We start from the raw sequence: 11,772 nt of genomic DNA, 5'->3' as shown, positions 1-11,772 counted from the left end.
GCGGCGTACGGTGAGCACCATGGACAGCCACAATCCGGCGACCGGCGAGCGACTCGAAACGTACGACGACCAGGACGAGGACGACATCGAGGAGATCCTCGCGAGCGCGGACGACGCGTTCGAGTCGTGGGCCGAAACCCCGATCACGGAGCGCCAGCAGCTGCTCGAGCGGGCGGGCGACCTCATCCGGGAGCGCGAGGACGAGTACGCCGAGCTGATCAGCGAGGAGATGGGCAAACCGATCGCTGAATCCCGCGCGGAGCTCGAGAAATGTGCGTGGGTCTGTGACTTCTATGCCGAGCGGGCCGACGAGTTCCTCGCCGACGAGGCGCTGGGCAGCGAGCCCCACTCGCGGACGTTCGTCTCCTACGAGCCGCTGGGGGCCGTTCTCGCGGTGATGCCCTGGAACTTCCCGTTCTGGCAGGTGTTTCGCTTCGCCGCACCCCACCTGACCGCGGGCAACGTCGGCCTGCTCAAACACGCCTCGAACGTCCCGGGGTGTGCGCTGGCGATCGAGGAGATCTTCGAGGACGCGGGCTACCCCGAGGGAGTCTTTTCGACGCTACTGGCCGGCTCGGACGCGATCGAGGACGTGATCGCCGACGACCGCCTCGACGCGGTGACCCTCACCGGCAGCGAGGGCGCCGGCCGCGCCGTCGCCGAGCAGGCCGGGAGCGAGCTGAAGAAACACGTCCTCGAGCTTGGCGGGAGCGACCCGTTCGTCGTCTGTGCGGACGCCGATATCGAGGCAGCAGCCGAGACTGCAGCGACCGCCCGGACGATCAACTCCGGCCAGTCCTGTATCGCCGCCAAGCGATTCATCGTCGTCGACGACGTCTACGACGACTTTCTCGACCGGTTCGTCTCGGGGATGGAGGCCCTCGAGATCGGCGACCCGCTCGAGTCCGACACCGACATCGGCCCCCAGGCCCGCGAGGACCTCATGGACGACCTCCACGAGCAGGTCGAGGACAGCGTCGAGGCCGGCGCGACCCTCGAGTGCGGCGGCGAGCCCCTCGACCAGGAGGGCCACTACTACCCGCCGACGGTGCTCTCGGAGCCCCCGCGGGACAGTCCCGCGGCCGACGAGGAGGTGTTCGGCCCGGCCGCGGCCGTCTTCCGGGTCGAAGACGAGGACGAGGCGATCGAACTCGCCAACGACACCCGCTACGGGCTCGGCGGGTCGGTCTGGACCGAGGACCTCGATCGCGGGGAGCGACTCGCCCGCGAGGTCGAGGCCGGCTGCGTGTTCGTCAACGAGCTCGTCAAGTCCGACCCGCGCCTGCCGTTCGGCGGCGTGAAGGCGTCGGGACACGGCCGCGAGCTCGCCGAGGCGGGGATCCACGAGTTCGTCAACCGCAAGACCGTCTGGGTCCAGTCGGCCGGCGCGGACGACGGCGTCCCCGACACCGAGTAGCCGTCGGCCGTCCCACGAAGGTACCAGACTCATAGGTCCCGGGCGAATCGGGTGAGCCGTGCCAACAGCATCCGATCTACTCGTCGACTGCCTCGAGGCCGAGGGCGTCAAGTACGTCTTCGGGCTCCCGGGCGAGGAGGTCGAGGACCTGCTCTTCTCGCTTCGCGACTCCTCGATCGAGTTCGTCCCGACCCGCCACGAGCAGGGCGCGGCGTTCATGGCCGACGTCCACGGGCGGCTCACGGGCGACGCCGGGGTCTGTCTCTCGACGCTCGGGCCCGGCGCGACGAACCTCATCACGGGCGTCGCCGACGCCCAGCTCGACAAGAGCCCCGTCGTCGCGATCACCGGCCAGGGCGGGCGCGAACGGCTCCACAAGGAGAGCCACCAGGCGCTGGACGTCGTCGACGTCTTCGAGCCGATCGTCGAGTGGAACGCCCAGATCGCCGAGCCCGAGATCGTCCCCGAGTCGGTCCGCAAGGCGTTCAAGCTCGCCGAACTCGAGAAGCCCGGCGCCACCCACCTCGAGTTTCCCGAGGACGTCGCGAGCGAGGAGATCGACGAAGAACCGATCCCCGTTCGCGATCCGATTCGCCGTCCGGACCCCGACGATACGTCGGTCGAGCGGGCCGCGGCGTTGCTCGAGGACGCTGAACGACCGCTCCTGCTGGCGGGCAACGGCGCGGTCCGCACTCCGGCGGCAGACGGCATCCGCGCGCTCGTCGACCGCCTCGAGCTGCCCGTCGTCGCGACCTACATGGGCAAGGGGGCGATCTCGGACCGCGAGCCAGCCTCGTTGCTGACCCTCGACTCCGGGCCGAACGACGAGGCCGCGCGGGCGATCGAGCGGGCCGACTGCGTGATCGCGGTCGGCTACGACATCGCCGAGCACGACCCCGAGGGGTGGAACCCCGACTGCGAGAAGCCGATCGTCCACGTCGACTACGAGCCCGCGGAGGTCTATCGTCACTACAACCCCGACGTCGAGATCGTCGCCGACGTCGGCGCGACCCTGGAGGCGATCGGCGATCGGCTCCCACCGGAATCGTGCTCGCTGTGGTGTCGCGACGCCCACGATCGGATTTTCGAGGCGGCCACTCGAGCGCCCGAGGACGACGACCCGGTGACGGTTCGCAACGCCCTCCCGCTGCTCCGGGAGGCGATGGCCGACGAGGACGTCCTCGCCTCCGACGTCGGGAGCCACAAGATGGCCATCGCACAGTCGTACCCGACCTACGAACCGAACACCTGCGTGATCTCGAACGGGCTGGCGAGCATGGGGATCGCCGTTCCGGGCGCGCTCGCGGCCGACCTCGCGACCGATTCGAACGTTGTCGCGGCCACCGGCGACGGCGGCTTCCTGATGAACGCCGCCGAGATCGAGACCGCGAGCAGGCTCGACTGCGGCTTTACGATCGTCGTCTTCGTCGACGACGACTACGGGCTCATCTCCGAACAGCAGGTCGAACACCGCGGCGAGTACACCGGCACCGCGCTCTCGAACCCGGATCTGGTCGCGTTCGCCGAGAGCTTCGGGATCGACGCCTATCGGCCCGAAGACTGGGACGAAGTCGAGCGAGCCTTCCGGGAGGCCGTCCCGTCCGACGAGCTCTCGCTGATCGAGGTCCGACTCGAGGCGTAGTCGACCGGCGAGCGGCGGTCACGCCGTTGGTCGGCGAATCGTTCGTGGACCGAGGTTTCTATTGCCGACCATAGAGTTTACTACAGCGAAAGGATGGAGGAATTATGGCGATCGAGGCCGCCTTCGACGTGTCGGGGGAGTGGTTTCCGCTGACATGCGTGTTCGAGGAGTTCCCGGACGCGATGGTCGAACTCGATCGGATCGTCCCGACGAACGGAGAGACGATACCGTACTTCTGGCTGCGCGGTCCGAACGTCGCGTCGTTCGACCCGGACGCGGTCTCACACCCGGATCTCGGGGCGATCAGCGTCGTCGAAACCGTCGGCGAGGAGGCGCTGATGCGGGTCGAGTGGGATCCCGACCGGAAGACCCTCCTGACGATGTTGCTCGAGTCGCCGGTCGTCCTCGTCTCCGCGGTCGGCACGAGGCGACGCTGGTCCGTCGAGATCCGGGGCGACGACCGCGAGGCCCTCGCCGCGTTCCAGTCGGCCTGCCGCGAGGCGGGGATCCCGATCGATCTCACGCGGCTCCAGCCGCTCTCCTCGCCGCGGGCGGACGAGAGTGACGTCCTCACGCCACCCCAGCGCGAGGCGTTGCTCCTCGCCTACGAACACGGCTACTTCGACTCGCCGCGACGGATCACCCAGACGGAACTCGCCGCGGAACTCGACATCACGCGCCAGTCGGTTTCCTCGCGGTTGCAGCGCGGACTCCGGCGACTCGTCGGAACCACGATGTTCGACTGAACCGACGTGGCACATATAAAAAGGATGCTGCACACGCAGCAGTACGCTCAACCGTTCGAAACGCCGCCGTACGGTAATGGCAGAGGGATTCGAGTTTATTTTATCCATATACTCGTGGGGAAAACTGAGACGGGGGTCGCGGCGAACGAGAGTGGCAGTCGCCCGCCAGACGTCGAGGAGCGGGGACGAACGGTCGGTCGTCCGAGGAGGGCAATGATTCCCTCGCGGGAGGTGTTGCTGGTCGAGGACAATCCCGGCGACGTCCGACTCGTCCGGGAGGCGTTCGAGGCGACCGACGGCGATCACGAGCTTCACGCGGTGCCGACCGGCGAGGACGCCTTGCGGTTCCTCGAGCGACGAGCCGAGAACGGCGACGAAGCGCTGCCCGACCTCGTCCTGCTGGATCTGAACCTGCCCGGGACCGACGGCGGGGCCGTCCTCGAGCGAATCAGGGAGTCGCCGGAGCTCCGACGGCTTCCCGTTATCGTGCTGACGAGCTCGGAGGCCAGCGGGGACGTCGAGGCGTGTTACCGACGGGCCGCCAACGCCTACCTGACGAAACCGATCGCCCCCGACGACCTCGTCTCGATGATCAGGAGCGTCGAGACGTTCTGGTTCGATCACGTCCGACTCCCGCCGCAGTAGGCCGACCCGTTCCGGCGGTATCTCTTTGCCCGTTCGCGCGTTCAGGGCGGAACGTGTTCCACGGCGAGGAGTTCTGGCTCGTTCGCTTCCTCTTCCAGCGCGGGCTGGCGCTCCTCTATCTGCTCGCCTTCCTCGTCGCCGCCGTCCAGTTTCGCCCGCTGGCCGGCGAAAACGGCCTATTCCCCCTCGAGTGGTACGCCGAGGGTGCCTCGTTTAAGGAACAACCGAGCCTCTTTTATTTCGTTCCCAGCGACCGCGCGATCGGGATCGCCGCCTGGACCGGGGTCGGTCTCTCCGCGCTGGCGCTGTTCGCCGTTCCCTACCAGCTTCCCGACGGCTACGCGACGCCCGTCTCGATGGCGCTGTGGGCGACGCTGTGGCTGTTGTACCTCTCTTTCGTCAACGCCGGCCAGCTCTTCTACGGCTACGGCTGGGAGTCGATGCTGCTCGAGACCGGCTTCCTGGCGATCTTCCTCGGTGCCGGCTTGGCCTCCCCGCCCGCGGTCGTCTTCCTGCTGCTCCAGTGGGTGCTCTTCCGAAATATGTTCGGCGCGGGCCTCATCAAGATCCGCGGCGACGACTGCTGGCGCGACCTCTCCTGTCTGGACTACCACTACGAGACCCAGCCCATCCCCAACCCCGTGAGCTGGTTCGCCCACCACCGTTCGAAGCTCTTTCACCGCCTCGAGACCCTCGGTAACCACGTCCTCGAGCTCGCGGTGCCGTTTCTCTACTTCGCGCCCCAGCCCGCCGCAGCCCTCGCGGGCGCGGCGACGATCGGCTTTCAGGGCTGGCTGATGGTCACCGGGAACTTCGCCTGGCTGAACGCGCTGACGATCGTGCTGGCGATCGCCACCTTCAGCGACGGGATCCTCGAGACCCTGTTCCCGGTGACGGCGCCGGCGACCACGGCGACGCCGCTGTATCTCGAGGCCGCGGCCGTCGTGGTGGCAGTGGTCGTCCTCGCGCTGAGCGTCTATCCCGTCCGGAACATGCTCTCCGAGCAGCAGACGATGAACACCGCCTTCGACCCGCTGCACCTGGTCAACACCTACGGGGCGTTCGGTTCGGTCACGCGGGACCGCTACGAGCTCGTGATTCAGGGGACGAGCGACGAGCGAGTCACCGACGATACCGAGTGGGAAACGTACCGGTTCCGGGGGAAGCCGACGGATCCCGAGCGACGGCCGCCGCAGATCGCCCCCTACCACCTGCGACTGGACTGGCAGCTCTGGTTCGCGGCGATGTCGCCGACTCCGCGTCGCAGCCCGTGGGTGTTGCGACTCCTCCGACGGCTGCTCGAGGAGGACGAGTCCACGCGCTCGCTGTTGGCCGAGGACCCCTTCGAAGGCGCCGAGGAGTCCCCCGAACACGTCCGCGTGCTTCGCTATCGCTACCGGTTTACGACCCCCGAGGAACGCGCCGAGACGGGCGCGTGGTGGCACCGGGAACGGGTCGGTACCTACGTCGATCCGGTTTCGCTCGAGGAACTGCGCGTTCGGCGGTTCGGTCCGTAGGGCGAACTCCGCGCCGAAGAAACGGGTGGGCGAACGTCGTCAAAACTGCTCGAGGTATCGATTACCCCGTTTAGTGAGATGTTTACGCGAAACGACGCGTGTGAGGGCGTCACAATCGGGACCGGTGAAACGGGTAACCGTCGACTAACGTCAGGAAACAACTACATAACAATACTTGTGACTTCCGTCGTTAGTAACATGAGCGAGGAGATCACCGTCGGACTGACGGACGGGCGGGAGATCACGGTCGACGAACTGACGGTACTGGACCGGGACAACGGTTCGTGGATCCGGTGTGTGCGATCCGAGCCGAGTCGGCGGATGGAGTTCGACGAGACCACGACGTACTACCACCTCGGACGCGACGTCGACTACGTCGTCGCGGACGGCACGGACGACCACGAGGTAGACGACGTCGTCGACCGCCGACCGAACCTCGCCGCGGTGCCGACCGACGCCGCTCGCCGATGATCGAGCTTCCGAGTCTCAGCGTCTTGCTGATCGGTAGCGGCGCGTATCTCGTGGCGGTCGCCGCCGTCCTCCGGTCGCTGGGTCGAACGCGGACGCTTCACTGGCGAGCCGAGCGCTCGAGCGAGGGCCCAGCGGAGAACGAGGTCTCGTCGTAGCTCGCGGTCGGGTGCGAAGCATTGGCCGGCCGATCAGGTACGCCGCCGCTTACTCTTCCCGCCGGACCGGTGGGGTTTTCGAGAGGTACTGCCCCCAGAAGTCGCGGTTGTGCGCTACTCGTCGGTACCCCTGCTCGCGGAGGCGCTCGTAGTCCTCGAAGTTCCGGAGGAATCCGACGGCCTCCCGCACCACGCCGGCGTCGTCGACTCGAGCCATCCCCTCCTCGAGGGAGGCGCCACAGGAGTAGACCTCGTCGTCGGTCACGAAGTGCGAACAGTCCTCGTAGTTCTCGGGCAGTCGCTCGCGGAGCTCCGGGGTGAGGTCGGTGAAGCCGACGATGCGGACGTCGGCTCGGTCGTCGAAGAACTCGGCCCACCACGTACAGAAGCCGCAGTCGTCGTCGAAGACGAGCGTCGGTTCGGTCATCCTATCGAAAATATTCGGGGTCGGCTCACTTAGCTTCTCGCCCGACGGGGCCGGGATACTTGGCTCGGGCAACCAACCGGTCGGTATGGAGCGATTCGTCGGACTGATCGTCGCCGGCGGGCTCGCCCTTATCGCCGGGCTCTGGCTGCTCGCGCTCCTCGAGGCGGGAGCTGTGGGCTGGGTACTGGGACTCGCGCTCACGATCCTGGGGACGGGCGCGCTGGGTGTCGGAATCGCGAGCGAGCTCGAACTCGAGCCCGGACGGTAGCTGTGACAGATTTCCGTGTCGCTCGAGCCGACAGTCACCGCGCCGGAACGTTCTTGGCGCCGACGGCCGATGCCGAACCATGAGCGTCCGGTCACTGACCGAGCCCGAGGTGCTGGCCGACGCCAAGAGGGGACTCTTTCCTGACGATGGTGGGCCCGCCTACGCGGTCGCAGACACGCAGTTCTCCCGCGAGGAGTGGCTTCCCGGACGGGCCGTCGACCCGGATGTCAGGGACCGGCTGGCGCCGTTCAACCACGTCCGGATCGGCGGCGGCTACCCGGATCTCGTCGGCGTCGGCCGGCTCGAGCCGGAGTTCGTGGCCGTCGACCGCCTCGGCGACGAGCCGCCGCTGGTCGCCGTGGAGGCGAAGGGGTACGCGAGCGACGGTGTCGACACCCAGCGCGGGATCGTCCAGGCCTACGACCGCCTCGGGGAGGCCAACGCGGCTTACCTCGCGGCGCCCGCATCGGCCGTTTCCGAGACCGATCGAACGCTGGCACGGGAGCTGAACGTCGGCGTCCTCGGCGTCGAGTCCGACGGCGGGGTGGCGCCCCTTGAGGTGCCGCGCGTGGTCGGGAACAGGACGACGACCGAGGCGACGGCGATCCGGTTCCAGGCGAGCGCGCAGGGCGTCGCGAACCAGTCGTTCGGCCTGAACCACCCCAAGAACTACCTGGGGTATCCGCTGGCCCACTACGCCGACGGCGACACCGAGACGCTGCTGACGACGTACGACGTCGTCGGCGCTGTCGACGACGCCCGGCGAGGCGCCGTGTTTCTGGGACTGCTCGAGGCGGCGCCGGGCGGAGCGGAACTCACCTCGCTCGGCGAGGAGGTCGTCCGGTTCGCGAAGCACAACTACGGGTCGTGCAAGGGCGCGCTCTCGGAGTTCGAGGCGTGGTACCGCTCCCGGAAGCGGTTCGTCGACCTGGCGCCGGCCTGGGGACAGCTCGCGCGCCGGGTCGTCTTCGACTACCCCGCGACCGAGCTGCTCGTGACCGAACTCCAGGGGCTCCACCGGGACGGCAGCCGCGAGCCGTCGCTCGTCGAGTTCGTCACCTACCTCCACGAGCTCCACCCGACGTTCGCCGTCGAACTGTTCGTCCGGGGCGACCGGAGGGTTCGGCGCCGCGCGCTGACGACCGACGGCGAGCTCCGCCGGGAGGCCCTCGAGGACGGCGCGACCTACCACGCGCCGACGGTGTTCCAGCTGAAGACGATGCTGTACCACGTCGGGATCCTCACCGAGCGCGGCCGCGAGCCACACCGGCTCGAGCCGACCAGCGACGTCTGGGCGCTTCGCGAGTCGGTCTGAGACGGACCGGTAGGGTGCTCGTACCGAGACGACCGGGTTCGTCGATCGGTGCCACACCATCGCTGCTCGGGAAACCGGCCTCGAGAAGATCGAGAAAGCGCCGTCTAGGGGCGGTTCTCCGGCCCATACTTATGTCGCCAAGAGTGTCACCGGCGATTATGCGCTTCGACGGGTGGACGGACGGATGGTGGGAACCGAACGTGAGGACGAATCAACTGGGTGGTCGACCGTGACCGACGAGTACCCGATCGCGACGGGGGGTTCGTTTCCGGGCAAGGAACGGGTGCTGGCCGAGTTCGAACGGATGCTCGACGGCGACGCGCGGCTGACGATGGGCGACCACTGCCGAGCGTTCGAACGGGAGTTCGCCGACTACGTCGGCCGCGAGTACGGGATTGTGACCAACTCGTGTACGTCGGGCCTCGAGACGGTCTTTCGCGCGCTCGAGGGTCGCGGCGAGGAGGTGATCGTCCCGATCCAGACGTTCGCCGCGAACGCCTCGTCGGTGCTGACCGCGGGCTACGAGCCCCGGTTTGCCGATATCGAGCCCGACGATCACAACATCTCGCTCGAGTCGGTCGCCGAGCTGATCGGCGACGACACCGCGGCCGTGGTGGCCGTCCACTTCGCAGGCAACGTCTGCGAACGGACGGCCGAGCTCCGGGACCTCTGCGAGGCCCACGACGCCGTCCTGATCGAGGACTGCTCGCACGCCCACGGCGCGACGATCGACGGCCGGCCCGCGGGCAGCATCGGCCACGCGGCATGTTTCTCGTTCTACGCGACGAAGGTGCTGACGACCGGTGAGGGCGGCATGGTGCTGACCGACGACGACGAGCTCGCGCGACGGGTGGCGGCGATCCGCAACCGGGGGCTCGATCCCGACGCCGACGACCCGCGGTTCACGGAACTCGGGAGCAACTACCGCCTCTCGGAGTTCGCGGCCGTCCTCGGGCGCAGCCAGCTCGAGCACGTCGAGGCGTTCGTCGCCTACCGCAACGAGATCGCCCGGATCTACGACGATCGACTGTCGGAACTCGCCGAGCAGGGGATCGCCGAGCCGATCTCGCCGCCGCCGAGCGTCCGCTCGAGCTACTGGCGCTACCCCGTCGCGCTCGAGGCCGGCTGCGACCGGACTCGCGTTCGGGACCGCCTCGAGGCCGAGGGGATCACGATCGACTGGGCGTACGATCCGCCCCTGCACCGCCAGCCGTTCGTCACCGACCGCTACGACACCGACGGCGTCGCGTCCGAGGGGACCGCAGCGATGGGACGACACGTTTGCCTGCCGATCCACCGGGACCTCTCGCTCGAGGACGCGAAACACGTCGGCGAGCGCGCGGTCCGGGCGATCCGTCGGGCGCGGTCGGAGCCGACGACGGCCGCAAAACAGGGTTACGAGAGTCGGTAGACGGCGGCCTCGTACGGTCGCAGCTCGATCGTCCCGCTGAACGACGGCTCTTCGTCGTAGTTGCCGAGCAGCCGGTTCGCGACCTCGTCCTCGAGGCCGAGTTCGATCTCCGCTCGCTCGCCAAAGAAGTTACAGACGACGAGCAGCCGTTCGTCCTCGAGGCTGCGCTCGTAGGTGAACACCTCGGGATGGTCGGCACACAGGAGTTCGTACTCGCCGTAGACGAGCGTCTCGTACTCCTCGCGGAGAGCGAACAGCTCCCGGTAGTAGTGCCAGATCGAGTCGGGGTCCGCGCGGGCGGCCTCGACGTTGATCTCGTCGTAGTTGTCGGTGATGCCGATCCAGGGCTCGCCGTCGGTGAAGCCGGCGTTGTCGTCGTCGGTCCACTGCATCGGGGTCCGGGCGTTGTCCCGGGAGCACTCCTCGAGCACCGGACGGACGTCCTCGAAGGAGTCGTACCGGTCGCCCTCGAGGGCCTCCTCGAGGAAGTTCTCCGCCCAGACGTCCTCGACGTCGGCGGGATCCTCGAAGCTCGTGTTCGTCATCCCGATCTCCTGGCCCTGGTAGAGAAACGGCGTCCCTCGGAGGGTACAGAGTACGGTCGTGAGCATCTTGGCGGACTCCTCGCGGTACTCGCCGTCGTCGCCGAACCGGGAGACCGTTCGGGGCTGGTCGTGATTGCTGAAGTACAGGCAGTTCCACCCCTCGTCGGCCAGCGCCTCCTGCCAGCGGCTGATGATCTCCTTGAGCTCGAGCAGATCGAGGTCGACGGGATCGTACTTCCCGCCGTCGCCGCGGTCGACGTTCATGTGCTCGAAGTGGATCGCCATGTTGAGCGCCCGATCGTCGCCGATGTACGCCGAGGCCTCCTCGGCCGCCATCCCGACCGTCTCGCCGACGGTCATCGCGTCGTAGTCGGCCAGGGCCTCCTCGTACATCTCCTCCAGGTACGACTCGAGGTTCGGCCCGTTGACGTAGTGTTCGGCCCCGACGGGGAGGCCGTCGATCTCCTGGTCGCCGTCCGGCAGCCCGTCGGGTTTGGAGATGAGGTTGATGACGTCCATCCGGAAGCCGTCGATCCCCTTCTCGAGCCACCAGCGCATCATCTCGAAGACGTCCGCACGAACGTCGGGGTCCTCCCAGTTCAGATCCGGCTGGCTCTCGTCGTAGAGGTGCAGGAAGTACGCCTCGCGCTCGTCGTCGTAGCGCCAGGCCGACCCCCGGAAGAACGACTCCCAGTTGTTCGGCACCGGGCCGTCGGGCTCGCCTTCCCGCCAGACGTAGTGGTCCCGGTACGCCGGCTCGCCGGCCCGCGAGCGGACGAACCACTCGTGTTCCTCGGAGGTGTGGTTGACGACCAGGTCCATGATCAGGCGCATGTCCCGGTCGTGAAGCTCCTCGAGCAGGTGCTCCCAGTCGGCCATCGTCCCGAAGCGGGGGTGGATCGCCCGGTAGTCCGCGATATCGTAGCCGTTGTCCGCCATCGGCGACTCGTAGACGGGGTTGAGCCAGACGACGTCGACGCCGAGCGCCTCGAGGTAGTCGACCTTCTCGACGATCCCGGGGATGTCGCCGACGCCGTCGCCGTCGCTGTCGTTGAAGCTGCGTGGGTAGATCTGGTAGACGATCGCCTCCTTCCACCACTCGCGTTCGGACATGGGGACGGCTACCCACCGGTGGGTATAGTAGCTGTGGCTCCTGGCTCGAGGGAGTGGCGAAAACGGACGCCGTCTCGGTCGGGCTACGCGTCGTCCTCGT

Annotated in this window: 12 protein-coding genes; 10 read left to right on the top strand and 2 right to left on the bottom strand. The window is 67.7% G+C overall.

Going from position 1 to position 11,772, the window contains the following annotated elements; all coding sequences use genetic code 11:
- Positions 1-19: 19 nt before the first annotated feature.
- The 7 genes from C491_RS01420 to C491_RS22835 all read left to right on the top strand — a co-directional run bounded on the left by C491_RS01420 (position 20) and on the right by C491_RS22835 (position 6,593).
- The gene (locus tag C491_RS01420; protein ID WP_005553198.1) at positions 20-1,417 is read left to right on the top strand and encodes an NAD-dependent succinate-semialdehyde dehydrogenase; all 1,398 of its coding nucleotides are present in this window, start codon (positions 20-22) and stop codon (positions 1,415-1,417) included.
- Positions 1,418-1,475: 58 nt separating this feature from the next.
- Positions 1,476-3,059 carry an acetolactate synthase large subunit gene (locus C491_RS01415; RefSeq protein WP_005553197.1) on the top strand — a complete coding sequence of 528 codons (1,584 nt, stop codon included), beginning with the start codon at positions 1,476-1,478 and terminating at the stop codon, positions 3,057-3,059.
- A 104-nt stretch (positions 3,060-3,163) separates the two neighbouring features.
- Entirely contained in the window at positions 3,164-3,805 is a 642-nt protein-coding gene (locus tag C491_RS01410) for a helix-turn-helix domain-containing protein (protein ID WP_005553195.1), read from the top strand.
- A gap of 213 nt (positions 3,806-4,018) precedes the next feature.
- Positions 4,019-4,450: a response regulator gene (locus C491_RS01405; protein ID WP_005553194.1), complete on the top strand. Its 432-nt coding sequence runs from the start codon at positions 4,019-4,021 to the stop codon at positions 4,448-4,450.
- 53 nt (positions 4,451-4,503) lie between these two features.
- A complete protein-coding gene (locus tag C491_RS01400) occupies positions 4,504-5,967 on the top strand; it encodes a lipase maturation factor family protein (RefSeq protein ID WP_005553192.1) in 1,464 nt (487 codons plus the stop codon).
- Between the two features lie 198 nt (positions 5,968-6,165).
- Positions 6,166-6,438 carry a hypothetical protein gene (locus C491_RS01395; protein WP_005553190.1) on the top strand — a complete coding sequence of 91 codons (273 nt, stop codon included), beginning with the start codon at positions 6,166-6,168 and terminating at the stop codon, positions 6,436-6,438.
- Positions 6,435-6,593 carry a hypothetical protein gene (locus tag C491_RS22835; protein ID WP_160167132.1) on the top strand — a complete coding sequence of 53 codons (159 nt, stop codon included), beginning with the start codon at positions 6,435-6,437 and terminating at the stop codon, positions 6,591-6,593. Before C491_RS01395 ends, C491_RS22835 begins: the two co-directional genes overlap by 4 nt.
- 49 nt (positions 6,594-6,642) lie before the next feature.
- Here the strand turns inward: C491_RS22835 and C491_RS01390 are convergent, their stop codons facing one another.
- Positions 6,643-7,020 (bottom strand): DCC1-like thiol-disulfide oxidoreductase family protein, encoded by a 378-nt coding sequence (locus C491_RS01390; protein ID WP_005553188.1) that lies wholly within the window; start codon positions 7,018-7,020, stop codon positions 6,643-6,645.
- Between the two features lie 85 nt (positions 7,021-7,105).
- Between C491_RS01390 and C491_RS01385 the strand changes: the two genes are divergently transcribed.
- The 3 genes from C491_RS01385 (at position 7,106) to C491_RS01375 (ending at position 10,014) form a co-directional block, all read left to right on the top strand.
- Complete coding sequence (locus C491_RS01385) at positions 7,106-7,288, top strand: hypothetical protein (protein ID WP_005553186.1); 183 nt, start codon at positions 7,106-7,108, stop codon at positions 7,286-7,288.
- A 79-nt stretch (positions 7,289-7,367) separates the two neighbouring features.
- Complete coding sequence (locus C491_RS01380) at positions 7,368-8,603, top strand: hypothetical protein (RefSeq protein ID WP_005553184.1); 1,236 nt, start codon at positions 7,368-7,370, stop codon at positions 8,601-8,603.
- A 184-nt stretch (positions 8,604-8,787) separates the two neighbouring features.
- Positions 8,788-10,014 carry a DegT/DnrJ/EryC1/StrS family aminotransferase gene (locus C491_RS01375; protein WP_005553182.1) on the top strand — a complete coding sequence of 409 codons (1,227 nt, stop codon included), beginning with the start codon at positions 8,788-8,790 and terminating at the stop codon, positions 10,012-10,014.
- On the opposite strand, the gene C491_RS01370 is transcribed toward C491_RS01375, so the two are convergent.
- Complete coding sequence (locus C491_RS01370) at positions 9,999-11,672, bottom strand: glycoside hydrolase family 13 protein (RefSeq protein WP_005553180.1); 1,674 nt, start codon at positions 11,670-11,672, stop codon at positions 9,999-10,001. The two genes, C491_RS01375 and C491_RS01370, sit on opposite strands and share 16 nt — an antisense overlap.
- Positions 11,673-11,772 lie beyond the last annotated feature (100 nt).

It is taken from the genome of Natronococcus amylolyticus DSM 10524 (assembly GCF_000337675.1).
GTDB classification, from domain to species: domain Archaea; phylum Halobacteriota; class Halobacteria; order Halobacteriales; family Natrialbaceae; genus Natronococcus; species Natronococcus amylolyticus.
Note: the sequence above shows the minus strand (reverse complement) of the source record. Positions and strands in the feature narration are given on the sequence as shown.